The sequence below is a fragment of the Thaumasiovibrio subtropicus genome (genome assembly GCF_019703835.1).
GTDB lineage: Bacteria > Pseudomonadota > Gammaproteobacteria > Enterobacterales > Vibrionaceae > Thaumasiovibrio > Thaumasiovibrio subtropicus.
The window spans coordinates 1,237,135-1,263,977 of record NZ_AP023055.1 but is presented as its reverse complement, the minus strand read 5'-3'; the positions used below and the strand labels follow the sequence as shown (position 1 = coordinate 1,263,977).

Sequence of the window (26,843 nt, the reverse complement as noted above, 5' to 3'; positions counted from 1 at the left end):
GTTGATTTGATTTCTTTGGTAAGCGTTTGCCGTTATTTAGGCATAAGCTGAAGAGTAACGATGTCGTTTTGGTGTCTGCAAAGCGTTGAATGTTTTTGTTTCATCGCTTGAGATAGTTGCAGGAGTAGTGATGGCCGTTTGGGTGGTTGATGACGAAGTGGAGTTGTGTGTTTCGCTTTGTGAACTATTGAAAACGAAAGGAATTGATGCCGATTATAGCAGTAATCCCATAGGTATATTGGATGTCGAAGCAACGCAAATTGACTTGCTCCTACTTGATGTGCGTTTGGGGGACGTCAACGGGCTTGATATTCTGACCGCATTTAAGCGTAAAAATCCCGACACGCCCGTTGTGATGATCACAGGCTATCCGAATGTCGACAGTGCGGTGGCGGCAATGCGATTTGGCGCCGCCAACTATTTTACCAAACCGTTGGATATTCCACGTCTCATCGAAGAGATTAACACCCACTTGAACGCTGTGAAATCCACGCCCGTGTTTGGGAATCGTCGCCATGGACTCATTGGCGTTAGCCCGCAAGTGCGCACTGTGTTGAATGAAATTAAGCAAGTTGCCGCGACAGATGTACCCGTTTTAATTTGTGGTGAAAGTGGCACAGGTAAAGAACTCGCCGCGCAGCTCATTCATGATCACAGTCTTCGCTTTCAATCCCAATACTTGAAAGTTAACTGCGCCGCTATTCCTGACACGCTGATTGAAAGTGAGCTTTTCGGGCATGAAAAAGGTGCCTTTACAGGGGCAGAACGGAGTCGCGCGGGTAAGTTTGAAGCGGCAAATGACGGGACGCTGTTTTTGGATGAGATCGGTGAGTTGGATATTTCTGTGCAACCGAAACTGTTACGGGTGCTTCAAGAAGGTGAGATTCAACGTCTGGGGAGTGACAAGACGTTAAAAGTTAGCCCGCGTATTGTCGCCGCGACGAATAGGCCACTACTCGGTGATATAGATAATGCCCAGTTTCGTGAGGATCTCTACTATCGCCTTTCTGTTGTCACTATTGAGATGCCACCTCTGAGGCAACGTGTCGGCGATATTTCTGTGCTCACGAAACACTTCTTGCTGCGTTATGCAGAACAATACGGCAAACAGCTACGCACCGTAAACCAAGCAGTGATGAAATTGTTTGAAGCGCACGATTGGCCCGGGAATGTGCGCGAGCTTTCGAACTGTGTTGAGAGGGCGGTGATCTTTAGTGATGATGAACAGTTGTCATTGCAGATAGAAAACTTACCCCAGCAATATCAGCGCCCCATCAAGCTGGCTGAGCCTGTGCCTTCTCCGCTGACGTTTGATGCGGTATCGGGGCAAGATCATTATGATCAGATGATGGAAACGGTTTCGCGGCAAAAAATCATTGATGCCTTAACACAAGCAAATGGCGTGAAATCTAAAGCGGCACAACTTTTAAACGTCAACCGACGTACGCTCTATAACTGGATGAAGAAATACCAGCTTTCATGACGCAAATTGTATTGCATTCCATTTCGTTACGCTATGGCAGTGAACAAGCGCTCGACCATGTTTCTTTGACCCTACAAGGGGGGGAAATTCATGCATTGACGGGCGCCCATCGCAGTGGAAAAAGTTCGCTGGTGAGAATTTTGAGTGGTGCGAGCCAGCCTGATGAGGGCAATCTATTTATCGATGGGGAAACCATCGAGCGTCACAATCCCGCACAAGCGCTCGAAAGAGGGATAGCGACGGTTTATCAAAACGAAAGCATTATGCCCACCTTATCCGCCATGGAAAACATCTTTCAAACACGTTTGGAGACACGCTGGTGGGGTGGGATTAACTATCGACATCTCAATGAACAAGCACGTCGCATATTGGCGGAGCTGGACTGCCATTGTGATGTGACCATCCCCGTTGAGCGGTTGAGCAAATCTCAGCGTCACCGGATTGAGATAGCTAGAGCGATTTCACTCAATCCCAAGTTATTGATCTTGGATGAAGTCTCATCCAGGCTAACAGCGCCAGAGATGGAGCATGTCTATCGTTGGGTGAAACGACTCGCCGCACAGGGGAGTGCGGTATTGTTTATTACCACCAGCATTGAAGAGATTTTTAACCTTGCAGATAGGGTATCCGTGCTGAATGATGGATGCCTTGTTGAGACCGATAATATTAATGACATTGATAAAGTGACGTTGATTAATCGTACCTATGTGGCAACAACTTCTCGAGAGGAGTTGGAAAAGCAGCATCGTGAGCTCTTCTACTTCAAACGTTACAATGACAATATCATCAAAAACCTACCGCTTGGCGTGGTGATCTTTGATGCGGAGGATGAGGCCTATATCGCCAATACCACGGCCGCGAGGCTGCTAGGTTTATCGCGCAGTGACGTAGAGGCATTAACCTTAAATGCTTTAGCCGAGATGCTAGAGCTCGATAGCCTTGCAGAGGATGTGCGCGCACGTCGCAGTGCGACTTATGATACTTTTCCGTACACGGAATCTTGCTATATCGACGTCAGCGTCTACCCCTTCTACGACAGTCAACAAATCTATCTCGGCGCAATCGTAATGTTGCATGATAAATCGCAACACGAAAAGACCATGCAATACATGTTGTCAGCGGAGAAATCGTCGACGATTGCGCAGTTGGCGGCAGGTGTCGCCCATGAAATCAATAATCCCTTGGCAACGGTGCATAACTACTTGGAGATTTTGAAAAACTACGAGTTGCCGCCCGATGCCTTGGAACGCGTTGGGCGAATCGGTAACGAAGTGCGCCGCATAAGCGATATTGTCAAGAGCTTACTCTCTTTTTCCCGTAATAGTCAGATAGCCTTGGGGCAAGTTGAGGTCGTCAGCCTAACCCGTGAAGTGATCTTGTTGCTGCAACATCGGATAAGTAAGGCGGGTGTTGAGATTGTCTTACCCTTTCAAGCGAGCTATGACATTACGACGGATGAAAATAAGTTTAAGCAGTTATTGATTAATTTAATTGTGAATGCGTTAGATGCGATCGTTGCCAATCAGTTTCGTTCTGGATCGACACCCTACAAAGGACGGATATCGCTCGTTTTGCGGCGCAGTAAAGGTTATGACTGTTTAGATATCACGGACAATGGCATCGGTATGACGCAAGACGTGCAGCAGGCGCTGTTTACGCCGTTCTTTACGACCAAGGCCGATAAGTATAATTGCGGTTTGGGGCTGGCGATTTGTGATCACATTGTACAGCTTCATCAAGGCATCATTGATTGTTATTCGAGAGAAGGGGAGGGAACAACATTTACGGTGCAGTTCCCTCGTAGCGAAGGTTAACCTGCGTTAGCTGCGCAGGTAATAGCAGAACTGTTTTCCTTCATCGGTGGCTTTTTGCCATCGCAATAGATCGGTGAGATTGAATATGCAACGCCCTGAAATGGGCGAGTGCCACCGTTCATCCATCGCGGCAATTGCTTCTCCTACACTCAACGTATGGCGACGACGATGTTCAGCGTGGAGACCTTGGGTGTACCAAGGGCGCAGTTGTGTTGAACTGATCACTTCGCTGTTGCCTAAGGCACGCGAATAAATATCTTCGCTAATGCGTGTTGGCCAGCTGGCTTCTCGGTCAAGAATTTGGTGATAAGCCATCACTTCAAAGACATCGACAACCAGTGAAAGCAAGGCGATATCTTGCCCGAAGACTTCGCGATGCGCTTGATTAAAGTCGCTTTGGAAGAAGGGTAACGTATTGATGGCGGTTTTAACATTGCCGCATACCGCCTTTGCGCTTGAAACCAAAGCGGTGAGAGAAGCGAGAACCAATTCACACTTCCACTGAACAAACTCTTCTTTGCAGTGCTGTTGGATATACGCAAAAGCCCGTGGCGCGTCATATGGGTCAAAGTCATGATCGCTGTCTTCTTGAAAGCGGCTAAGTGTGACGGGGTCATAACTGTAATCTGACATGTTGCTACGACTGTAGTTGGCGAGCCAATTTTCCCAAAATCCCGGCCAACGTATAAATCCGATGTGTACGCCGTCAGGTTGAATCGCTAATGTTGCATTTTGGAGCTGTTCGCACTTGAGTGAAAGGTGATTAGATTGATTGGGCACGATACCTAAATACCAATCATATTGCTGTTGTCTATCACCATATTGGTCTACCGCAATCAGATCAGGATTACTGCGAGTTTCTAAAAGATCATTGCCAAAATCCATGCAAAGAAAATAGAAAATACCTTGATTGCTCAATGCGCTTCTTAGCTCAATATCATGGAACTGAGGGTGGTCTGGTTTCGTGCTCGCGCCTCTACCCAAGAATGATGAGATATGGATGACGAAGGTAAAGCCGTGTTCTTTCAACCAGACTGCGAGTGCCTCCGCGCTGAAATGATGCTCAGTATGCCAGGCATCATCATAAATCTTGATCCCTCGACGTAAGCAGGCACTTTTATTCATTCCTTTTCCTCTTTCCTTAATATTTTTCGCGACGGTGGTAAGCATCAACGCCCACCACAGTTAGGATGATGACGCCCTTTATCACGTACTGGATGTACACGGGAACGCCAAGTAGGTTAAACATGTTGTTGACGACAGTAAGCAGCAAGACGCCAATGAGTGTGCCGATGACGCTGCCCCGTCCACCCGCAACGCTGGTTCCGCCAATGACGGTTGCGGCAATGGCATCAAGCTCATAGCCTTGACCCGCTAAGGGGGTTGCGGAGTTGAGTCGCGAAGCGTAGATAATGCCCGCCATGGCGGCCATCGCACCGCCGATCACAAATGTCATGATTTGATAGAAATCGACGGGTACGCCAGACAGGCGCGCCGATTCTTTGTTACCACCAACGGCACAGGTATAGCGCCCCAGTTTTGTCCTGCTTAGGACAAACTGACCCAGTGCGACCATGAGAATAAACAGCAGTACGGGCACCGGAATAGGGCCAATATAGCCAGATCCTAAGACCCGAAAGGCCTCAGACTCACCCACGATGGGGTAGCCCCCTGTATAGATGTAGGTGACACCTCGCAGTATGGTCATGGTGCCCAAAGTGGTGATGATAGCTACAATGCCAATTTTGGCAGTGAGGATGCCGTTGATCATGCCGATCATCGCACCAATTGCGATCACGACAGGGACTGCAAGCTGCCATGGCATCCATGCTTGAAATCCCAGTACTAATGCAGCAGAAAGGGCCAAAATTGACCCGACGGATATATCGAAACCACCTCCTGTTATAACAAAGGTTGAGCCAATAGCGATCAGGCCAACGATCGCACTCTGGCGAAGCACATTGATTAAGTTTGCACTTGAAAGAAAATTGGGTGTAAACACAGCGATAATAAGCACAAGTGCCACAAAGGCGATGAGCAGCGCATGCTGCTTCATCAGTGATAACAGGCGAGAGCTGTGCTGAGTGACTGAAACGTTATTCGATGCCATGGTGCTGCCTCCTTTGAGTCGTAGGCGCTTGAAGTGCAGCAGAGATCGTTTCTGCTGACGCGTAATGATCGAAAGTATGGGTGAGTGTGCCGTGCTGAAGGGTATGAATTCGATCAGCGAGTTTGAGTGCTTCAGTAATATCACTGGTGAACAGGATCACACCGAGACCATTTTCGGTGAGTTCATCAATAATGCGGTAGATGTCACCGCGTGCACCGATGTCGATACCACGGGTGGGTTCATCGAGAACTAACAGCTTGGCTTGCTTGACCAAGGTTTTCGCGATAATGACTTTTTGTTGGTTACCGCCACTCAGTTCATCAATGGGTTGCGCAAGGTTATGAGTTCGAATATTCAATAGCCATGCATAGTACTGGCAGATTTTCCTTTCTCGTTCCTCATCGATAATGCCAAAGTGCGACATTTCTGTGAGTGCAGGGATGGACATCACCTTATAGACTTCATGCTCTTGAATAATCCCGTCGCGTCGGCGGTCTTCACTGACGAGCATGATGCCATGTTCAACTTGTTCGCGAATGCTTTGCAGTTTGAGTACCGCTTGTTCTTTCCAGATAGCATGACCTTTCGTCGGCGGGGTTGCGCCACTGATCATTTTTGCGATTTCGGTTTTACCTGCGCCTACTGGGCCGACTATCGCGACGATCTCCCCCTCTTTGACCTCGAAACTCACGCCATTGATACGGATATCATCATGAAGATTAACGATATCAATTAAAGACTTGGCTCGACTAAGATCTGATCGTTTTCTTTCCAAAAAGGTTTTATTGGCACCCACCATCATGGTGATAATTTCGTCTGTTGTGATCCCCGATACACTGGATTCACCGACGAGTTTGCCATCTCGAAGGACACTTAAACGGTCACACACGGCAAACACTTCGTTAAGGTGATGCGTAATATAGATGAGGGTAAGTCCTTGTAACTTGAGCTGATTAATCAGTTCGAACAGGTGTAACTTTTCAGTCTCTGATAGGGAGTCTGTTGGCTCATCCAGAATGATGACACGCGACTGTTTATTCAGCGCTTTAAGGATCTCAAGCTGTTTCTGCTCTGCAACACTTAAATCGCCAACAAGTCGATGAGGGGCAATGTCACATCCCAAGCGATGGCACAAGGTTGCGTAATCCGCTAATTGCTGCTTGATGTCGATGATGCCGCCAGATTGGGTGAGCTCATGACCAAGAAACACATTTTCGACGGCGTTCATTGTAGGAATTAAGCTGGTTTCTTGATGAATAATGGCAATACCAGCATGAGAGGCATCTAACGGTGAACGGAAGCGAATGGGGTGCTGATTGAGTACCACGTCTCCCGATGAAGGTTGCAGGACGCCAGAAAGCACCTTAACCAGCGTCGACTTGCCAGCACCATTCTCACCCAGTATGGCATGGCACTCGCCCCCTTCGAAGACAAGGTTGATGCGTGACAACACATCGATGTTGCCAAAGCGTTTGCTGAGTGAACGAGCTTCCAGTTTGGTCATTGTGTCTTCAGCCTTTAGATTAGAGTTCGGCAGGTACTGAATCGACGTTATTTTTGTCGACGACAATGGTGTTCAGCTCAATAAAGTTAGGGACTTTATGGCCTTCGAGGTATTTCACTGCAGTGTCAATGGTGAGGACACCTGCGTCATAGATAGAGTAGTTGGTTGTGGCGTGCACTTTTCCTTGCTGAATGGCGGGAACGAGTGCTTTAGACAGTTCGAGTGAGGTTACAAAAATAGGACGCTCAACTTGCGCTTCTTCTAAAGCAACGACAGTCGCTGAAGCGGCGGCATGCCATTGAGTGGCGACCAGATTGAACTCTTTGCCTGTTTGTAGTACCGCTTCCATGACGGCCAGTGCGCCTTCTTTTGTCCACCCAGTGACGCCTTGGCTATAGACGATCTCCCAGTTGGGATGGGTAGCGACAACATCGCGGAAACCTTTAGAACGCATACGCTGCGGCGGCGTGCCGGGTGTACCTTCGATAAGGACAATTTTGGCGGGCTGATCACCGAGCAGTTGTTCAGCCATGTCGCCAAGCATTTTTCCTAGTTTGACTTCATTGTTACCAATAAATGTCACTACGCCGGGATATTGCCCTTCTGGGTCAGCACCCAAAGGATTGGTAAAGGTAATCAAGGGTATTTTGGCCTCTGCGGCCATTTGTGCAACAGGACGGAGCGCTTGACCGTCGGAAGGACAGAGCAAGATGGCATCGACACCACGAGCAATAAAATTCTCAATTTGAGAAAACTGTTTACCCGGATCCCATTCTGCGTCGGCGTAAATCAATTTAACGTCGTGTGCTCTTGCTGCGGCATCCATTCCTTTCTTTTGGATGCTAAAGAACTCTACGGTACCGGGAAAAGAGACGGCGATATCGTAGGTGTTGGCTTTAACTGCGCTGACAGAGAAACCTAAAAAAATGAGACAGATAGCTAGACATTTTCGCATCAGAAACTCCCGGCACAAACCACGTATCCATAAAACGATGGATTATTACCGCAATTAGTGTGCCAATAGTTAATGAGAAGTGTTTAAACTTTGTAAAACAATGTGTTAGCAGTTTTTCTCGTCATGGCTATTAAGATAGGTGCATAGGGTGTGGGAATAAATTTGCTCAATTTGAGCATTAAAATGGGAAACTTTTTCTCATTTCGCAAAAAGTTAAAAATGTATGTAAAAGCAAACCCTTGGTCAGGAAAGTTAGTCAGGGTATTAGCGGTACTCTGAGATCGGTATGAGATGACTTCAATTCGAACAATTAAAGAAATAAATTTCGTCTTTTCCAATATCTAAAAACCAATTAATTGATAATCATTTTCATCTACAAGCGTTGATGTGGTCCTAACTTAATGATTAGAAAATATAATTCGCGCTATAAAATAAACATATTTATAATGAGAAAATCCTTCAATTTTTTTGAGTGCTGCGTATGCAATCACATTAATGTATTTTGTTACACTAAATTACACTTACCAATGAGGAGTGGTTCCACATAGAGAATTAACATTGTTGAATAAAAATTAGGCTTCTTATAGTCGATATGAGATATCGGTTATTAGAGATTACTTATGGCCTTTCCAATAAATAAGATAAACTCAATTATTTTGGGTACAGATGAACGTGTAACATGTGAAGAAGCAAGACTTTGTGAGTTAGCAAAGCTAATTAAAGTATGTACACTAGAAAAAAGAGAGCAATAATATCAGTTAGATCTGTTGTAAAATGGTTAGAACCCGCAGTGAACCATTGTCAATATTTACTATTGAAAGGCCCCTATGATCGATATGATACTGGTTATGTTACATGGGCTTGGGTTGACGAAACAACATTAAAATCTTACGAATCTGATGATAGGTTTTATCCGCATGACTCATGCTGGAATGAAGGTAATAATCTAATTATTCTAGATGTATGTATTCCATTCGACTTAAAATTCCATTTGAAGAAACTTTTTAAGCTTAAGAAGAAAATTTTTGAAAATGATATAAATTCTGTAAGCTACATACTGAGAGATTCTAAAGGAAAAGTAACCTGGTGCAAAAAATGGACAAAAAACTAGAAAGGCTCTTGAAAACTAATATATGCCCAAGTGAAAATAACACAAAGATTTTTGGCTCAGTATTATCGCATGATAGCTTTATATCGTACAGTACTTATAAATTAAAAAATGCTCGAGTGATGTGGGTCAATAGGAGATATTTTCTAGAGAGAAACATCGATTTTGAAAATATAGATGACTTTATACTAGAGAACTATGCTTATGTAACAGAGACGTATGCTCAAGAAAATGAAATTGATCGCCAAGATAAAAGAGTGTTTTTAGCTGACCGATATGGATGTCATGCGCCAATCAGTAATGGAGGAAGCTCTCGATGTGGAGTTAATGGAGAGTTTCAAGTTAAGGGTAATGGCGTGAATCCCCTCGTTGGTATGAATATTGACGAAGGGCACTCTGACGGCATGCTATGTCTTGCTGAAGCAGTAGGAGAGGCAATTTGGGGAGAAATCTGCCACAACAACCTGCCTCATGGCGCTTTGCGCACGGTTGCAATAATTAGTACAAATAGAACGTTCATGTCTGACCATGGATTAGGTGAGCTCATTGAACAGCCGGCAGCAATAGCAATAAGAGAGTGGTGTATCAGGCCAGCGCACTATGAGCGAGCTTTATATTATTGGCCCTATCCTGAGTATCACTATTTAAGAGACCTAGATCATGTCTATGTTCAGAAAAATATAGAACTATTTGTTTCTGACTGTGACTCTAAAGAAATCTCGATCAAAGATAGGCTAATTCAGTCTTTTCGGAAAATAGCAGAACAAGTTGCCGCGTCGAGAATAAAGGGTATACCTCATGGTTCTTTGTCAAGCTCTAATATTGGAATTGAGGGGGAATTTTTAGATTTTGGAACTATCACGGCAGTTCCAGATTTTGATAATTACCTTCTTTCTGGTGGAATGGGGGCTACTTGGGATGATCACCGTGGTATAAGCTCCTGGATTAAGAATGTGACCTACTACTTTGTTAAATATGGCAAAGGACAACTAGTTTCTCAAGACGTAGAAGACATACAAAAAGAGTTTCTTTGTCACATCAAAGAGAAGGAAAACTATTATACCGCACTTGAATGCGGATTAAATTTAGATTCGTCCTTGACATACTCAGATTTAGAAAGATTAGGAGAAAAAATAAAAATTCAGCTAAGAGATGGACTGAATAAAGAAAAAATGATGGAAAAGTTTGATGTTAAAAGTTTCAAGATGAAAGTGATAAAAATCTTGGAAGAACTAAAAATTGAAAAATTTAGATATAACTTTTTGTTGAGAGACATGTTCTTCACTAAATACATCATAGTTAAAAACCCTTTGTTAACTGATATGGCTGCAAGCTCAGTTTTGGTTTCAAAGTTGATAGATGAGTATGCAGTAAAGTCAATGCCAGAAAAATAGGTACTATAATGGATAATATGTCTTTAATGATATCAGTGCTTTTTCTATTTGAGCTAGTAGGTAATGCCGGGCTACTTTTAGTGTTTCTTTTCAAAAAGACCACAAGTAGTTATGATGAGAAATTGCCAAGCTCTACAGTTTTTATTCCGTACTACAATGAAGATCCAGAGCTACTAGTTCGATCATTGAATAGTATAAACAATCAAATAAAAGTAGAAAAATTACAAGTTCTCGTTATTAATGATGGGTCAACAAATGACTCTCCAAAAATTGTAGACGAGTGGTTGTTGAGCACTGATCTAAATCACGATTTTGAACTGATCAATATTGAGAAAAATGGTGGAAGAAAAGGGTTTGCTCTTGATCATGCTTTGAGTTTAGATGTGGCAAGAGGTGATATTTATATTGTTGTTGATAGCGACACTTGTATCGATGAAATGGGCGTTTTTTACCTCGCTGAAAAAATAGCGAGTGATGATAAATATGCTGCTGTCTGCGGATACATTGTGCCTGATAACAGTAGTGAGTCAATACTCGTTAAATCGCAATACTACGAGCATGCTGGTGTTTATCGAGCTTTGAGAAGTGCACAAGATAAGATGGGCATGGTACCTGTATTGGCTGGTGCATTCGTTGCTCATCGGGCAGATGTCGTTAAGCAATTGGGAGGCTGGAGTGCTTGGCTCGTTGAAGATATTTCATGGTGTTGGAAGGCGTTAGCAAATAACTATAAAACCGGCTATGCGAGCAAGGCTACAGCGCGGACACAATGCCCAGATGATAGTAGATCTCTCTTTAGGCAACGTCGACGTTGGGCTAGAGGTCGTGTAGAAGCCTTTTTTGAAACCTGGAAAGTATCGACCCAGAGTGGATTTGCGTCATTGCCCGTGTTTATGTTTACAACGATTCAGTATTTTACGCCACCAATATTAATTACCTTTCCTTTACTTATTATTTTTAATATGTGGCTGCCATTGGCAATCTATACCGCCACTATTTTTTGAATGCGGCATTTCTTTTACTACATTCCAAATTAGATGATGAAAACAGTCACTCGATGGGAGATATAGTTTTTATCCCATTGTTTCTATCCTTCTTGGATCTTATTACGTGGATGCCCAACATGTTAGGGTACATTGACGAAATGATCGGAAGGGATAAGAAATGGCTGACGAGATAAGTTAAGAATTGAGCACATAAAGTGTTCTTGTGGGCAGCGCACATCTGCTGCAAATTGAGGAAATTAAAATGTTTGAATTAAATGAAAAGGAACTTGCATACGTATCTGGTGCTGGTGAGAGTGAGCCAACTTATCCACCAGGTGAGAGTGAGCCTAACCCTGGCCGCCCATCTTACGAGAAATTAAGCTAAGAAATTTTAGAGGGGCCTTGCCCCTCTATTAAGGAGATGAACGAATGGAATTTATAAAGCTAGATAATGCCGGTGATGGTGAAAAATACATTAACATAAATTGGGCTCTAATGAATCAGTGCAATTACGAATGTTCATACTGTCATCCTGACCTGAATAGTGGCAGTATAAAGGCACTAGAATACGATGTATTAGTTAGCTTTATAAATCGAGTATTTGACTATTGTGAGTCTTTGGGAAGAAAACCGTATTTTGAGTTAGGTGGTGGTGAGGTTACACTTCTACGCTGGTTCAAGGAACTAGTTTGGGATATTCATAATCGAGGCGGATTGGTTTCAATCATTTCAAATGCATCTAAGTCTTTAAATTGGTGGAGAGAAAATGTACCTGCTCTCCATGGAGTATATTTGAGTTATCATTCAGAGTACGTTGATGATGATAAATTTGTTGATGTTGCAAAGATACTTGCTGATTCTCCAACTACAAACTTGACTGTGAATGTAATGATGAATCCACAGAGATTCGAACAGTGTGTAAGTTTCGCTAATAGGCTAAAAAATGAGGTTGTTTGTGAAATATCAATGCAACCACTTTATCATGGATTTGGGCATGGCGGCCTTACTAAGCGTTATGAGTATACTGATATTCAAGACGAAATTATGAAGAAGTTTAGAGGCCATAGTGTCAATAAAAATATTCCAAAGCCAAGAGGTTTAGTCAGTGTTGAAATGCCAAATGGAGAATTTATTGAAAGAAGTAGCTTTGACCTTTTAGTTGAGCAAGAGATTAATTTTGTTGGTTGGTCATGCAATGCGGGAATAGAGAATATAGTTATTACTTTTAAAGGTGATATATATAGAGCTTGGTGTATGCAAGATGGCCCAATTGGTACAGTTTTTGATAAAGATTTTGATTTCCCTATTGAGCCAACACTTTGTAAAACAAAGATTTGTCAGTGTGGTGCAGATATATGTTCCACTAAGATTAAGAATCCAATAAGTCGGCATATAGAGAACAACATTATAATGAAGACAGGTTAGAATGGAAGGTAGAAGTATATTTAGGCGTGACTTTGTAAGCGTTCAAAATGAGTCTTTAAGAGGGACTATTCTTATAAAGTCTGGAATAAGCCAGCGACTATGGGTCTCCCTTTGTCTTATTTTAATGACGTCCATGATTGCTTTTTTATCTTATGGGACTTATTCAAGGAAAGTTCATTTAGAAGGTATTGTTGTTTCTTCTAATGGTGTTATTAAGCTATCTCCTAGCAGTCAAGGAAATATTGAGGAAATTCTCGTCACCGAAGGAAGCTATGTTTCCAAGGGTGAAACTTTGTTTGTAATAAATCACGATCGATATGATCGCAACGGTAGAGACATAACTGAAAAAATAATACAGAATTTAAATAGACAGCTTGAATCTATTTCTCACCAGATGAAAAGTGAATATTTAATAAATATGAACGATATTAGCTTAAATAAGCATAATTTTTCTCTTATTTCGGAGGAATTGAGAGTGACTAATCGTTCATATGACCTATCGAAAAAAAGAACCACCTTAAAAAAAGAAGAAGTGAAGAGCTACGAGTCATTGTTAGATGGGAACTTCATATCTGAATTGGCGTATCAAAATTCATTGATTGACTTAGCAGAACTTGAGGCTATTGAAGAGGAAAAATCCCTATCGGTAAGAAGATTGGAACGAGAGTTGTCGCAATTGGAGTTTACGTTGGCCCAGCTTGAACTACAAGGTGAGTTGAGAAAGAGTCAACTCGAGCGTCAATCTGATGAAATACTCGCTCAAATAGTTCAACTGTCGTCTTCTAGCGCAACTGTCATTAAAGCGTCACTTGATGGAACTATTACAGGACTAAGAGCTGAAGTTGGTCAAACCGTGTCGGAAGTCGATGTCTTGGCTTCAATTATTCCAGCGGATTCTGAGTTACTCGTTGAGCTTTATTCTCCAAGCCATTCCATAGGCTTTGTAAAAGCTAATCAAAATGTTGGCCTTCGGTTTCCAACTTTCCCCTATGAAAAATTTGGCATTCAATCCGGGAGTGTCAAGCAGATTTCTCGATCTACTTATTCTCCTTCTGAAATTTCACAGTTGCGCTCTGTTGTTAGAAAAGATCAAGAAGCATTATTTAAGATACTTGTCTCTTTAGAAAAAGATACGGTAACTGTTTACGGGAATGAAGAGCCGCTAAAAATTGGGATGCTAGTTTCTGCAGACATAAATGTAGAGAAACGAAATTTGTCTGAATGGCTTTTGGGCCCAATAACAGGTTTACATCGGAAGACATTATGGAACTAAATGAAGCGCTTAACTGGGGCTTTAGACGAAAGCTATCAGATATTCGTCAGACGGAAGCGGCAGAATGCGGCATCGCTTGTCTTACAATGATTGCGGATTGGCATGGCTTTAAGCAAGATCTTTATTCAATGCGTCAGTTTTGTGATGTTTCAAAAAATGGCATGACAATGGTGTCCTTGATTGATTGCGCCCAGAAAATAAAATTAGGCGCTAGAGCACTACATGTAGAAATTGATGAGATGGAACATTTAAAGACTCCTTGTATTTTACACTGGGATATGAACCACTTCGTTGTACTAGATAAGATCAAAGGTAATAAATACACAGTTCATGATCCGGCTAGAGGTAAAGTTGTTTTAAATAGAGATGATATTAATGAGCATTTTACTGGTGTGGCTCTGGAGTTAATACCAGCACCTGGGTTTAAAAAAGAGGATAACCGAAGAGTTGTTAAAATAACTGACTTAATAGGGAATACTGAAGGCTTTAAGTCCGCAATTGGTCGAATATTCATATTTGCCTTGTGTTTAGAACTGTTGATTATAATCGGGCCCCTTATTAATCAACTCGTCATAGATGAAGTTCTGGTAGGTAAAGATGAAAATTTGCTAGTACTCATAATTGTTGGTTTACTCCTATTAGCATTTACACAGATGCTTGTTGGTCTAGCTCGAGAGTGGAGTACAATTTATCTCTCGGTAAACTTTAACATGCAGTGGGCTGCAAATATATTTAATCATTTGATTAGGCTTCCTATTGATTGGTTTGAAAAGAGAGAGCTTGGAGATATTTCAGCCAAGTTTGATTCAATTAATGTTGTCCAGCACGCTATTACAGAAAATATTGTAGAAGCGATACTTGATTCAATTATAGTAGTGTTAACTTTGTCCGTAATGTTTCTTTATAGCCCCATGTTATCAATGGTAAGTATTGCTACGACATTTGTATACGTAACAATGAGACTATTGTGGTTTGATAGTTTCAAGAAAGCGGAAGAAAATATTTGGATGGCAAATGCCAAAGAGAATAGCCATTTTTTAGAGACAGTGTCTGGTATTCTCAGCGTAAGAGTTAATGGCGGCACAAGTATGCGGGAAAACGTTTGGTTAAATCTCAACGTTAAACGTAGAAACACTCAACTCTATGAGCGAAAGCTGGGGATGATTTATGGGTTAATGGATCAGTCTCTCGTAGGTGTTTCAGCAGCGATAGTTACATTCTTGGGTGCTAATCTCGTTTTAGACTCGATATTTACTATCGGAATGTTTATGGCATACCTGTCCTTTCAAGCTCGATTTTCAAGTAGTATCTTCTCTCTTATTAATAAGATTTTTGAGTATAAGATGTTGAGTGTGCACACAGAGAGGTTAGCTGATATTGTTCTTTCCAAAAGGAGTCTCGACCAGAAAATCTACGCCTAATTAGTGATAAGAAAATTTCTGATAGCAAAGAAATTCTCTCATTTGACAATGTAAGCTTTTCCTATTCCAAAAATGAAAGGCTAATATTTGACGGTTTATGTTTTACGGTATTTAAAAACGAAATAGTGGCTTTAGTTGGAAGATCTGGAACTGGAAAGACAACCATAGCTAAGTTGGCAATGGGACTTTATAAGCCTACATCGGGTGTTATTTCGGCGTTTGGCCAAGACATTAACAAGACAGATCTTAATACTCTAAGACAATCAGTCGGAACAGTTTTTCAAGATGATCGTCTATTTAACGGATCAATATTACAGAACATCTCATTCTTTTCTCAAGAACCTGACTTAACATGGGCTATCGAGTGTGCAGTTCGAGCTAATGTTCATGATGAAATTAGCGCGATGCCGATGGGGTATCACTCATTAATTGGGGAAATGGGTAGCTCTTTATCAGGTGGTCAAAAACAGAGAGTGTTGTTGGCAAGAGCGTTGTATAAGAAGCCACGCTTTTTATTACTAGATGAAGCTACAAGTCATTTAGATGTAGAGAATGAAAAAGTGGTAAACAATACACTAAGAAATCTAGGGATTACTGTCTTTCAAATAGCACATCGGCCAGAAACAATAGCTTTGGCTGATCGTGTAATAGAGTTATAGGTATACCATGCATATTTTCAACATTAGAAATGACCACGAGTATCTAGAATCTTTGGGATTTTCCTTTTCTGGTAATTGTAAGGAAGTAGATAATTACATTGAGTTTGAGGATGAGAACACTTGCAGTATACAGTGTTCGATTAATGGTGTCTTAGGGAAAGGAAATAAGATAACTATTCGTAAAAATACTAGGTTACGTGCAGAAGTAACCTTACTTGGAAGTAACAATCTACTTAGGCTTGATGGTGAAACACCCATAGATTTTGAATTGGGAATATGTGTTCTGTTGCAGGGTGAGCATAATTTGGTTCATATTCATAAGAAGGTGACCGCTCAGGATACTACTTTTGTTGCTCAACGGGGGAGTAAGATTGTGGTTGAAGAAGACTGTATGTTCTCATACGGCATTATTTTACGCACAACAGACTCCCACGCCGTGATAGATATCATGAAGCGAGAAATCACCAATTCCCCCAAAAGTATCCATATCGGTAAGCATGTGTGGGTCTGTGAAAAAGTCTCTATTTTGAAAGGATCTAATATTGGTTCTGGCTCAATACTTGCTGCTGGTGCGATAGTAAAGGGGAACACGCCTAGGAACTCTATAATAGGTGGTGTACCTGCTACGCAACAAAGAGATGGTGTTACATGGCATAGAACTCAAGATGCAACTCAAGAGCAGATTGACGCTCAAGTTTACGCCGCGCTTAACTATTAGTGTAACAGCCGGGTACTTTAGCTGAGTAGCCTTTAGTTGCTGTCACATTGAGAATATCTTTGTTGGTTTGGAAAGCACTGTTTTGCTGGCCTAGCGCAACGATAATCTCGTTGTAGTGCGTGATAAGAAGCGAAACTCTCCTAACTATTTCGCTTTCATACCTTTGGCTTGATCTCGTTGGGGTGCTACCTGAACTTTACACATTTAGATGCCTGCCTCTATGTTTCAACGGTACTCTGAGATCAATATGGCGAGCGTGTTTTCTTCAAGTGCTTCAAACAAATGGGGTTGATCACCGGGATAGCTGATGTAGTCGCCATGATTGAGAATGTGGGCTTCGTTGATGAGCCCAACACGGGCTTTACCTTGCGCTATCAACACGTGCTCGATGACACCAGCATTATGAGGATCAGAATATTTTACTGAGCCTGGGTTGACGGCCAAGGTATAAAGGTCGCGTTTGGCGTACCCGGGACACACCGAAAGCAAGGTGGCCTCATAGTCACTATGCTCTGACAATACAGAGACTCCTTCGCCATTACGTATGAGTGTGACGCGTGGCTCTGCGGGCTCGATGAGCCTCGAAAAGGGAATATCCAGTACATGACAGATGGCCCACAGCGTTTCAATATTCGGATTCCCATTGCCATTTTCTAATTGCGATAACGTTGATTTCGCAATGCCGGCTTGCTTTGCGACTTCAGATAACGAAAGACCAGCACGCTTTCGCTCTTCATTAATCGCCTTGGCAATTTGTGCTATCGGTGCTTTAGAGTGAACTGTCTTGTTCAATTTAAAAAACTCCACGTTCAATTTGACGAACGGGTAAAACTTCGACAAACTGATGATTATCTGTTCGATTTAATGACCAGTATGTTCGGAATAAACGTCATTAAGGTCAAGACCCACACGCAAACAATTTGAAGTCGCTTGAGTCTATTACTTGGTGATCGGATGCAGTGAATGGGGATGGGAAGTGAGAGGGTAGTGATGGAGTATCTTTGGTCAGTGGTCGTGTTTGCGGTGGTATCCAGTGCGACGCCGGGGCCTAACAACTTGATGGTGATGACGTCGGGTGTCAATTTTGGTGTGAAACGAAGCCTCCCATTGTTAGCGGGCATCTGTATTGGCTTTAGCTTTATGCTGTTTTTAATGGGTATTGGTCTTGGACAGGTTTTCGTTATGTTTCCCAATCTGCAACTGGGGCTGAAAGTGTTGGGGACAAGTTATCTGCTGTACCTCTCCTGGTTAATTGCCAGTGCGGAAGGTACAGGGAGCGGGGATAAGCAAACCAAGCCTTTGGGCTTTCTGAAAGGCGCGATGTTTCAATGGGTGAATGCCAAGGCGTGGGTGGTCGCGCTGGGTGCGGTGACGGCATTTATGCAAGGTTCAGACGTAAACTATCTTGCACAGGCACTGCTGATAACCGCGGTTTTCTTCATTGCCAGCTTTCCAAGTGTTGGGGTATGGCTGTGGTTTGGTTCAAAGATGACCAAGTTACTGAAGTCCGAAAAGCAGCGCCGCGCATTTAACATCAGCATGGCACTGCTACTCGTTTGGTCTATTTATCCGGTAGTGAGAGAGTTAATCGCCCTCATTTGGCCGGCTTGACACGTTTGCGACATCAATCATCTAGCGCTTCGTGTACTCAGTTCTTGAACCATCTGGATTGACAAATGCCAGACCTACGCCATCGTCTTGATGTGAAATGATCATCGGTGTTTCTAAATCTCGTCGAATGAAGGTGTAATCGGCGGTTTTAATCAGCTCTTTTTTCTCTTGCTCAGGGAACTGGATAAAGAGTCGCTTACCTTCTCGGAAGATTGACATCTCGTAGCCGTTTTCATGGCGATAAGTGCCGATAGCCAGCGTGATTTCATCCTCTGTGATTGTCTTAGGTGTGCGTTGCGCGATAGAGAAATCCTGCCATTCGTAGGCTTTAGCAACACTATTAACAATCTCAGACAATATTCCCGGCTGATTGGCGTTTGTCAGCACGATGACACCTTGCCCCGACTGAGTATGAGCGACGAAGCGGGACACATACCCATAGTTCCAGCCAGAATGCTCAAAGTACCCATTACCGTCGCGTTGATAGTCATTTAAGAAATAGCCCATGCCATGGTAAGGCACAATGCTGGGTGAGGTGAGTGTCTTTGCGGTTTTCTGATCAATGAGATGGCTCTCTCCGCCTTTTAAGGCTGTTTGGATTTCGATAATAAACTTGGCGAGGTCGGGGGCGGTTGTCCAAAGACCAGCGGCAGCGAGCTCAGGAAATTGATGATAGCGACCTTCAATAGGCAGCCCATTTTGCGGATGGCCAGTGGCGACTTGCGCCGATTTTGATTCAGGTAAAGGTAGCTCAAATGTGCTGTTCTCCATCTTGAGTGGTGAGAGCAGTGTCTGTTCTAAGAGCGCCGCGAAAGGGATATCAAAGTGGTCAATGAGCAGTTGCTGCAGGGCAGTGTATCCTCCGCCAGAGTATTTTAACGAAATGCCTGGCGGAAGAATGGAGTGGACCGCTTCAGTGTTAGCGGGCGCTTCGCCTGTCAGTATCTGAGCCGCATTAGGTACAGGCTGGTCGATAGGGTATCCCGGAAAACCATGTTGACTTAGGCCGCTGGTATGATTGATAAAATGGCGCACTAATACTGGATGATGGGTGGTGTGTTTTGAATCCGGCACTTTCCAACTGGTGAGGTAGTCGTTCGCTTCTTTGTCCAAATCAATTTTATCTTGGCTTGCTAAGTGGAGCACTGCTGTTGATGTGACGGCTTTACTGATTGAGGCGACTTGAAAGAGCGTCTCTTCTGTAACAGGCGCGGCCTTTCCAGCCTCCTTGACACCATACCCTTTAACCCAGGCCAGTTCATGATCATTGATGACGGCGATCACCAAGCCCGGAACCTGATAGTGCGCCATGCGTTGTTGTAACGTTGAGGGCGCGTCCCCCACAATTTCGATGGGGGAATAGAGGTTAGATTCTATGGCGTCGATTAAGTTACCCGTGGCATTACTCAATGGCGAAATCGCACTTAGCATAACGAATGTGAATGCAGCCTTTCTCATTTTTCTCTCCTGTAAAAACAAATTACTAATTTCACTCAAAGGGAGTGAAAAAAACCATTATGTGACTGGATATATGTTTGAGCGTTGAAATAAAGTGCTGTTGCGAGGCAGTTATCGAGAAGTATATATCACTAGACATAGTTGCTAGGTTGCATGCTCACTAGCTGATAGTTGTATTTGTAGGGAACTTCGTAGAAGGCATAAAAAGTCGGCATATGACTTTGAAACTGGTGTCGAACTGACGGTCTCTCGTTTTCCCAATCCAAATCATCTAACTGTTTGTTACATCGCATTTTTACTATTATTTTTTTGTCATGACTCAGTTTTTGTTTGAAATGTTTGACAATATAGGGTCTTGATCTAGGCATTTATATATATACCTAAGCGACTTCTAGATGACGGCATCAAAATCGGGTTAGTGCATTGATTTTGAGTAAAGTACGAAGGAATGTATGCCACTTCCAAGCACCTTTAACACTGACTCTGGGATGCAAGGTGTTTTGCATTGCGCGTGTTTTCGGGTCCATTTAGTGGATGACTGTTTTTTGTTTTAGCCTACGACATCTTGAAAACAGCCTGTTGATGACAAGCCGAGAAGTTCCTGTGATTACGCTTCTTTAGGTCGCATAAATATAAAGAATTTAATTGGGCTATAGGAGGTTTAACTATGAATTGGAAATGGATTTTGGTTTTTCTCCCAATGTTAATGTTGGGCTGTAAATCCACTTATCTTGTAGAAACAAATGATATTGCTTCTCTTTCAGTAGCTTCAGAGCAGTGTCTTGCATCCCCTGATCAAGTGGTTGCGAGAGGTATTGAAGAGACCTTAATAAAAAAAGGATTAGAGTGGCTAATCGATGAGTTGGAAGATGAGTTAATTAAGGACTTAGAAAAATCATCGAAGGTTTATACGTTTTCTGCTCAGTCTACTTGTGTCGTTAGACGAGATGGTGAAAAAGATGATTTTAAAATGGTTTGGAAGATCGGGGAACAAAACAACAACTTTGTTGAAGTTAGTCAACTGATAGCTGATAAAGAAGTAAAGCCTTACCTAGTGCCATTTCAGTTTTCAGTGGGAGAGGATTTTTCTTGGGCTTCAACTTTTACCCAGGATAGTGATACCGACACTAAGCTAGATGTGAATTATTATCTGCTTTGGGAAACGTATAACTATGACGGAGGAATCTATACGCGATACACTTTGTTTGATGGCCCAATAGGCGAGTTTAAGGTCAGACAAGATAGTAAAAGTATAACCTATGATTTTCTTATCGATGCACCGCCTTCTCCTTACAAGGAGTATTTACTTTCTAAAGACGTAGACGGACTGAAACAAATCCAATCTTGCGATCGTACTAAATCATGCAGTTATATTCTTCGTAACCCTTATCAATATCATGAGCTGACAGTTTTTGTCGCTGTAACTGATGCTTCAATTGAAACGAAAGCAAAAAAAGCGCTACTTGAGGCTTTGTCCAGCAATAAATCAAGGGTTGTCGACAAAGTTATGGATGAAATATCGCCTTCGGACAGTGAGGAAAAATAATATGAAAACGTTAATAGTGATAATGGCATGCATGCTTATACTGGGTTGTGCTACCCCTTATGATCCTATCAAAGACAGCTACCGTTCGGAATACGAGTCTCTTGGTATTGAGCCAATTTACGAGGATGGGAAACAGAATGTGCTTGTTATGCTGCATGGAATGTGCGAGCACAATGATGGGTGGGCAAATAAAAAGGTCGCCGCATTGGCTGAAGCAATGTCAGCGAATATCGTTAAAAGTGATAGTGATAACTTATTATTTGATGAGTACAAACTAGTAAGAGGGAGTTACTCGCTTAAGGTATTTGCGCTAAAGGTTAGAAATGGACTGTTTCCTGATGAACCTGTTGAGGCTTACAATTTAAAAACAGCCTATCTTAACAAAGAAGTAAAAGACAAATTGGTGAGTGAATGTTTAGCTGACGTTATCGCTTATGCGTCACCTTGGTATGGTGATACCATGAAGTCTCAAATGTCTTCATCATTGAACATGATAGCGGAGTCTGTCTTGAATGACGAATTAGATAATGTCTATCTAATTAGCGAGAGCCTTGGAAGCACTATTCTTCGTGACGCACTCGTATGTGGTAAACAAACAGAGATAGCAGAAAAGTTGCTTGGTAAGGTCGAAGCATTCTACTTATCGTCTAATCAGTTACCACTACTCGATTATTTAGGTACTTGTAGGAGAGGTGATATCATTAGAAGCTCAAATGAGTTTAGAACAGACTTTGCTGGCGTTAAAAAAGAAGAACTAGAAGAAAGACGTACGCTAGACGTACCTTCTTCAATGGAAATTATCGCCTTAAATATTAACCGATACAAAAACATAGACGTAAGAAAAAACGAGATAAAAGAAAATGTTAAAATCATTTCCTTTTCTGATCCAAATGATTTGCTCAGTTATCAGTTAAGAAGTGATGTGTTTAGCAAAGGGGACTACCCTTTTTTAAGTATTCCTGTCAGTAATGGCCGTACTTGGCTGTGGTTGTATTCTGACCCAGTAAATACTCACAAAGGTTATTTTAAAAATAACTCAGTTTTAAACATCATGGCGTGTGGTAATAACGTTTGCGATTAATTGTTTAGCGCTACATACTCAAGCATATTGAAGTTGCTTGAGTATACTGGTGTGTATGGTGTACGCAGGTTTACAGCAATCTCTCCTAGATATTGACAATCGTCAAGTCCGCTTTTCCAACCCTCTCTGTATTATGAAAAAAGAATCGTTCTCAATTGGAGGTGTCATGGAAGGTATCAGCCATCGTTTTCGTTGGATTGCGATTTGTGCAGTCTTACTTTTTACATTGCCGTTGCTGCTGGAGGCAATATGAATGATATAAAAACCCTGCCCGATTCAGAGCGGGATATTGATAAGAAAGCGGGTCATTGGGTATTGGCACAACTAGGTAAGAAAGTGCTGCGGCCCGGAGGGAAAGCCATGACGCAGGCAATGTTGTCTGGACTGGCAATTGGTGAACAGGATGACGTGGTGGAGTTTGCGCCTGGAATGGGGTTTACCGCGAACCTATGTCTGCAAAAAAGACCGCGAAGCTATACCGCAATAGAGCAAAATGAAAAGGCGGCTCAGTTAGTCAGCCAGTACTTGAACGGCGATCGTCAGATTTGCTTAGTGGGTAATGCTCAGTCGACTTGTTTGAGCGCAGAGTGCGCGACGGTTGTCTATGGTGAAGCCATGTTAACGATGCAAAGTGATACTAAAAAGCAAGCAATTGTTGATGAGGCTGCACGCATTTTAAGATCGGGAGGACGCTACGGTATTCATGAGCTTTGTTTGGTTCCGAACACATTGAGTGACGTTCAAAAACGGCGCATTCAGAAAGAGATTTCCGACACGATAAAACATCCGGCTAAGCCATTATCGGTGCAAGAATGGTGTGACTTACTCGAAGGTGCGGGTTTTGAGGTGGTTGTTGAACATGTTGCGCCTATGCATCTACTGGAGCCTCGCCGGATGATCGATGATGAAGGGGTGCTGGGTTTCCTTCGCATTGCTAAGAACCTCATTTTAAAACCTGATGCCAGAAAACGTGTGTTTGGCATGCGGCGAATATTTCGGAAACATCGAGATCATTTGGCAGCGGTAACGCTAGTAGCAAAGAAGAAGGAGCAGCACCATGTTTGAGTATACACTTTACGAGGATCTTGCGGCGGAGATAGAGATTCCACGTGTCGGCATTACGAGCCGGCCTGTTTTCAAGAGCGATCGGTTACGGGCGGTGCTATTTGGCTTTGCGGAAGGCGAAGAAATGTCAGAGCATACCGCCGCGGTGCCCGCCATTGCACAAGTCTTGGAGGGCGAAGCGACGATGACATTTGAAGAAGAAGAGAGAAAACTTCACGCGGGGGCATGGGTACTCATGGACGCCCATCTACCACACAGCGTTGTCGCCAATCAGCCACTTAAGTTGATGCTTTACTTGTTACGAGCGCCCAAGCCAAGCGGCGACTAGATGTATTAAGTGTGAATAGTTAACTTAATCACTCATGCGCAAGCCAACGGAGATCTAGCCATCAGTGATCATATCTATCCTATCAAGCTTTTGATATTGCTTATTAAATCGTATTGCACTGTACCGTTTACCATCATTGAAACGGACTATATAGTTGAGCGGGTCAGCAAGTAATTGAAAAGACATGCTGCGATGATCAAAGCCTTCTAACGACAAAGGAATAAAGTGGTAGTCAGGATAGCGAATCAAAAATACGTCGCTATCCTGATTGATGGCGTAACCATAAAAGGCTTTTTGGCGATTTTCGGCTACGTGTATAAAAGCAATTTCTCCCAGTGTGTTGGGTAGGTCAATGGATGTCAGGTAAACCTGATTATCAGTCCGCCCTAGGTTAAATAGCTTGCCTTCATTGTCTTGAACGAAATACCCCCAATCGAAGGGTTTCATATTGGTTGTTTTTCCCCATACATTCGCAATGGGAAATGCCATGTTTTGTTCGTTTGCGAGCTGGTTGAGTCTATCACCTAACTCGGTGTCTTTTTGTCGGGACTCAGACTCGTAAATCAGGAACTTATCTTGATGCACAACGAATGCTTCCGAAGGAAAAGGGATGCTTCCTTTGTGGCTCAGCGGATTGAAAAAGGGGTAGAGAGAGACACGAGGTGGCGTAAGCCTTTCTGGCGTGTATTGTAAGCTCATTCTCGATGCGCGAATGGTCCGTTTATCAAAGGAGTGGCCATTGATGGTGATGGGCAATTTGCCTTGAATGTCTAAGTTCTTCCAAAACACAAAGGGAAGCGATTGTTCGAACTGGGCTTTTGTCAGCGAGTTGGATTGCGTGCCATACTCGAAATGATGACCATGACCATTTTTCTGATAAACAAACTCACCCCGCACATCAGAGTAGAACAGGTAGAAATCTTCATGTCCTGTGTGGAAACGATGCTCTAGCGCGAGGCCGACAACAAATAACAATCCGACACCCACAGGTAATACGGTCCAACGGTAGGCTTTGCTCTCTAAGCGTCTCGTTTTAACGCTTAAGAAGCTATCAATAAGTGGCATGAATAGCCAGATGATTGTTGCTATACCTACTGGCGCTTGAAAGGAGGCATCCATGTGAGAGAGCGCAAAGAAGCCCAGTAGCGTTAAGGCGAACTTACATGCTTGTATCTTGCGGTCATTTTCAATCAATGTAGCGCTCAGTCCCACATACAGTACAAGAGCGGGTAACTGTGCCAGTAAAAGATCGAGTAGTGCAGCATTGAGGATATTGGGAGGGTAGTAGTGACGAAAGGTGAGACCAACCGTCGCAATCAATAGGCTGTTGAGCAGCACCACCAAGGTGCCGCCAGCTAGGATATGTTGGCGAATCATTTGTCGCATAGGAATAGGCAAATGGGTGAGAATGCGGACGGTGCGACGTAACACTTCTGGCAGAAATTGGCAAAGCGCGATGGTTAACCCATTGAATGCGAAGCCATAAACAAGCCATTGATAGGGTTTTTCTTGCAGGTGAACGAAGCGATACCACATCATGGCATCAGGCTCGATGTTAGCAAACTGATTGGCGAGGTCAAAAACGAAGTAGAGGCAAGCTGACCCATTTAATAGGCATAAGACGAGAGTGAACCCGCGTAGTTTTAACCACTCTTTGTGATAGATCGGCGAAAGTTGCATCAGTATTTCCCTACGAAACCAAGGAAGCGGTCTTCGAACGTCATCGGCTCTGGGGTTAATGGAATACCGAGTTCAGTTTCTAACGTTTGTTGGTCGTGAAAAGCGTAGATTTTGTGTTTTTGACGATACTTCTCAATGCGATGAATCTTTGGACTACTTTTTAGGGATATGGCATCCGGAGACGAAAAGCATTGAAAGGCGTGGTTGAATGCTTTCATACTACTTTGATACACCTGAGTGGAACGGTCGACAATGGCAATTTCATCAATGAGATGCTCTAAGTCACTCATCACATGGGTGGTGATTAACACGGTTTTATCTGTGCCGTGTAAATAGTCACTGAGGTAGTCGACAAACAGTCGGCGATATCCTGCATCTAGCCCCATTGAATAGTCATCAAGAATGAGCAAATCCGCGTTTTGTGCTATTAACAGGCCAAGAATCACTTGCGACTTTTGTCCGAAGGAAAGGGAAGATAGAGGCTGATTGAAATCGACATCCATCAACGTCATTAAGTGATCAAAATGCTGCGGTTGCCACTTGGGGTAAAACGCGGCATAAAACTGTTCGGCTTGACGGATGGTCAAGGTGTCATAGTTAATGAAGCCTTCGTAAAGCAGTGCGATTCTGGCGCGTGTGGCAGGAGAGAGATGATTCGCGTGTTCGCCAAAGACGAGGCATTGCCCTTGCTCAGGTTTTAAATAGCCCATCAATAAGTTGATGAGTGTGGATTTTCCAACCCCATTTTTACCAAGCAAGCCGAAGATCTTCCCTTTTTCGATGATGAGATTGAGATCTTTATAGATAGCCTTTTTGCCATAGCGATGGCTTAGGTGGTCTATCTTAATTACCGGCGAAGGTTGGGCTTGTTGAATGCTCATTGCGAGATGTCTCGACCATCAACATAAACGACATGGCCTTCACCCGCATTGAGGACGAGAGTGAAGCGGTTTTTAGGTTTCTCAAAATAGACTTCGCCGAACTCATCCATTTGGGTTTGCATGATGACACGGTCATTTTGCTCGATACGAAACTCGACCCCTTCCGCGCTAGCGCCATCACTGAACCCTCCTTCACAGAGAATGTAACCATTGCCTTGGTCGTAGCATGACATAAGTGCAGTATGGGCAACGCTGTAAAAAGGAAGGGATAATAATGCGATGGCAAGTTGGTACCGCTGTTTCATATTCTCTCCAAGCATCCCTTTGGGCTTGCTTTATTCTA

24 protein-coding genes are annotated in these 26,843 nt (G+C 43.1%); 15 read left to right on the top strand and 9 right to left on the bottom strand.

The window, feature by feature from the left end; translation table 11 throughout:
* Nucleotides 1–130 precede the first annotated feature (130 nt).
* Both TSUB_RS22165 and TSUB_RS22160 read left to right on the top strand, forming a co-directional pair.
* The gene (locus TSUB_RS22165; protein ID WP_087018011.1) at nt 131–1,483 is read left to right on the top strand and encodes a sigma-54-dependent transcriptional regulator; all 1,353 of its coding nucleotides are present in this window, start codon (nt 131–133) and stop codon (nt 1,481–1,483) included.
* Complete coding sequence (locus TSUB_RS22160; protein ID WP_087018013.1) at nt 1,480–3,297, top strand: ATP-binding cassette domain-containing protein; 1,818 nt, start codon at nt 1,480–1,482, stop codon at nt 3,295–3,297. The genes TSUB_RS22165 and TSUB_RS22160 overlap by 4 nt, the downstream gene beginning before the upstream one ends.
* A gap of 6 nt (nt 3,298–3,303) precedes the next feature.
* Here the strand turns inward: TSUB_RS22160 and TSUB_RS22155 are convergent, their stop codons facing one another.
* Genes TSUB_RS22155 through TSUB_RS22140 form a run of 4 tightly spaced genes read right to left on the bottom strand, consistent with a single transcriptional unit; the run spans nt 3,304 to nt 7,866 of the window.
* On the bottom strand, nt 3,304–4,422 hold the full coding sequence (locus TSUB_RS22155; protein ID WP_087018015.1) for a hypothetical protein: 1,119 nt from the start codon (nt 4,420–4,422) through the stop codon (nt 3,304–3,306).
* 16 nt (nt 4,423–4,438) lie between these two features.
* A complete protein-coding gene (locus TSUB_RS22150; RefSeq protein WP_087018016.1) occupies nt 4,439–5,407 on the bottom strand; it encodes an ABC transporter permease in 969 nt (322 codons plus the stop codon).
* On the bottom strand, nt 5,394–6,911 hold the full coding sequence (locus TSUB_RS22145; protein WP_087018018.1) for a sugar ABC transporter ATP-binding protein: 1,518 nt from the start codon (nt 6,909–6,911) through the stop codon (nt 5,394–5,396). The genes TSUB_RS22150 and TSUB_RS22145 overlap by 14 nt, the downstream gene beginning before the upstream one ends.
* 19 nt (nt 6,912–6,930) lie before the next feature.
* Entirely contained in the window at nt 6,931–7,866 is a 936-nt protein-coding gene (locus TSUB_RS22140) for a sugar ABC transporter substrate-binding protein (RefSeq protein ID WP_087018020.1), read from the bottom strand.
* Nucleotides 7,867–8,590: 724 nt separating this feature from the next.
* On the opposite strand from TSUB_RS22140, the gene TSUB_RS25305 reads away from it, so the two are divergent.
* From TSUB_RS25305 to TSUB_RS22105, 8 genes are all read left to right on the top strand, one after another.
* Nucleotides 8,591–8,977, top strand: coding sequence for a toxin-activating lysine-acyltransferase (locus TSUB_RS25305; RefSeq protein ID WP_221274603.1), 387 nt, complete (start codon nt 8,591–8,593; stop codon nt 8,975–8,977).
* Nucleotides 8,962–10,368, top strand: a complete 1,407-nt coding sequence (locus TSUB_RS22130; protein ID WP_221274602.1) for a protein adenylyltransferase SelO family protein — start codon at nt 8,962–8,964, stop codon at nt 10,366–10,368. The genes TSUB_RS25305 and TSUB_RS22130 overlap by 16 nt, the downstream gene beginning before the upstream one ends.
* An 8-nt stretch (nt 10,369–10,376) precedes the next feature.
* A complete protein-coding gene (locus TSUB_RS22125) occupies nt 10,377–11,372 on the top strand; it encodes a glycosyltransferase family 2 protein (protein WP_246616479.1) in 996 nt (331 codons plus the stop codon).
* 411 nt (nt 11,373–11,783) lie between these two features.
* Entirely contained in the window at nt 11,784–12,779 is a 996-nt protein-coding gene (locus TSUB_RS22120) for a radical SAM protein (protein ID WP_087020277.1), read from the top strand.
* Nucleotides 12,780–12,912: 133 nt separating this feature from the next.
* Nucleotides 12,913–14,052 carry an HlyD family secretion protein gene (locus TSUB_RS22115; RefSeq protein WP_221274601.1) on the top strand — a complete coding sequence of 380 codons (1,140 nt, stop codon included), beginning with the start codon at nt 12,913–12,915 and terminating at the stop codon, nt 14,050–14,052.
* Nucleotides 14,043–15,473 (top strand): cysteine peptidase family C39 domain-containing protein, encoded by a 1,431-nt coding sequence (locus tag TSUB_RS22110; protein WP_246616478.1) that lies wholly within the window; start codon nt 14,043–14,045, stop codon nt 15,471–15,473. Before TSUB_RS22115 ends, TSUB_RS22110 begins: the two co-directional genes overlap by 10 nt.
* 125 nt (nt 15,474–15,598) lie before the next feature.
* The gene (locus TSUB_RS25130) at nt 15,599–16,132 is read left to right on the top strand and encodes an ATP-binding cassette domain-containing protein (protein WP_246616477.1); all 534 of its coding nucleotides are present in this window, start codon (nt 15,599–15,601) and stop codon (nt 16,130–16,132) included.
* 7 nt (nt 16,133–16,139) lie between these two features.
* Nucleotides 16,140–16,850, top strand: coding sequence for an acyltransferase (locus TSUB_RS22105; RefSeq protein WP_087022974.1), 711 nt, complete (start codon nt 16,140–16,142; stop codon nt 16,848–16,850).
* A 225-nt stretch (nt 16,851–17,075) separates the two neighbouring features.
* Here TSUB_RS22105 and TSUB_RS22100 read toward each other — a convergent pair whose 3' ends face one another.
* On the bottom strand, nt 17,076–17,642 hold the full coding sequence (locus tag TSUB_RS22100) for a helix-turn-helix domain-containing protein (RefSeq protein ID WP_087022982.1): 567 nt from the start codon (nt 17,640–17,642) through the stop codon (nt 17,076–17,078).
* Nucleotides 17,643–17,840: 198 nt separating this feature from the next.
* On the opposite strand from TSUB_RS22100, the gene TSUB_RS22095 reads away from it, so the two are divergent.
* Nucleotides 17,841–18,461, top strand: coding sequence for a LysE family translocator (locus TSUB_RS22095; RefSeq protein ID WP_087022976.1), 621 nt, complete (start codon nt 17,841–17,843; stop codon nt 18,459–18,461).
* A 21-nt stretch (nt 18,462–18,482) separates the two neighbouring features.
* Here the strand turns inward: TSUB_RS22095 and TSUB_RS22090 are convergent, their stop codons facing one another.
* A complete protein-coding gene (locus tag TSUB_RS22090; RefSeq protein ID WP_087022978.1) occupies nt 18,483–19,919 on the bottom strand; it encodes a serine hydrolase domain-containing protein in 1,437 nt (478 codons plus the stop codon).
* A gap of 667 nt (nt 19,920–20,586) precedes the next feature.
* On the opposite strand from TSUB_RS22090, the gene TSUB_RS22085 reads away from it, so the two are divergent.
* The 4 genes from TSUB_RS22085 (at nt 20,587) to TSUB_RS22070 (ending at nt 23,939) form a co-directional block, all read left to right on the top strand.
* Nucleotides 20,587–21,465, top strand: coding sequence for a hypothetical protein (locus tag TSUB_RS22085; RefSeq protein WP_159065005.1), 879 nt, complete (start codon nt 20,587–20,589; stop codon nt 21,463–21,465).
* Nucleotide 21,466: 1 nt separating this feature from the next.
* On the top strand, nt 21,467–22,546 hold the full coding sequence (locus tag TSUB_RS22080; protein WP_087024737.1) for a hypothetical protein: 1,080 nt from the start codon (nt 21,467–21,469) through the stop codon (nt 22,544–22,546).
* Nucleotides 22,547–22,795: 249 nt separating this feature from the next.
* Complete coding sequence (locus TSUB_RS22075; protein ID WP_087024741.1) at nt 22,796–23,611, top strand: methyltransferase domain-containing protein; 816 nt, start codon at nt 22,796–22,798, stop codon at nt 23,609–23,611.
* Nucleotides 23,604–23,939 carry a cupin domain-containing protein gene (locus TSUB_RS22070; RefSeq protein WP_087024743.1) on the top strand — a complete coding sequence of 112 codons (336 nt, stop codon included), beginning with the start codon at nt 23,604–23,606 and terminating at the stop codon, nt 23,937–23,939. Before TSUB_RS22075 ends, TSUB_RS22070 begins: the two co-directional genes overlap by 8 nt.
* Before the next feature lie 54 nt (nt 23,940–23,993).
* Here the strand turns inward: TSUB_RS22070 and TSUB_RS22065 are convergent, their stop codons facing one another.
* From TSUB_RS22065 to TSUB_RS22055, 3 genes are read right to left on the bottom strand one after another with little or no spacing between them, the layout of a single operon-like run.
* Entirely contained in the window at nt 23,994–25,619 is a 1,626-nt protein-coding gene (locus tag TSUB_RS22065; protein ID WP_087024745.1) for a DUF4857 domain-containing protein, read from the bottom strand.
* Complete coding sequence (locus TSUB_RS22060; protein WP_087024747.1) at nt 25,619–26,500, bottom strand: ABC transporter ATP-binding protein; 882 nt, start codon at nt 26,498–26,500, stop codon at nt 25,619–25,621. Before TSUB_RS22060 ends, TSUB_RS22065 begins: the two co-directional genes overlap by 1 nt.
* A complete protein-coding gene (locus TSUB_RS22055; protein WP_087024749.1) occupies nt 26,497–26,805 on the bottom strand; it encodes a hypothetical protein in 309 nt (102 codons plus the stop codon). Before TSUB_RS22055 ends, TSUB_RS22060 begins: the two co-directional genes overlap by 4 nt.
* Between the last annotated feature and the right edge of the window lie 38 nt (nt 26,806–26,843).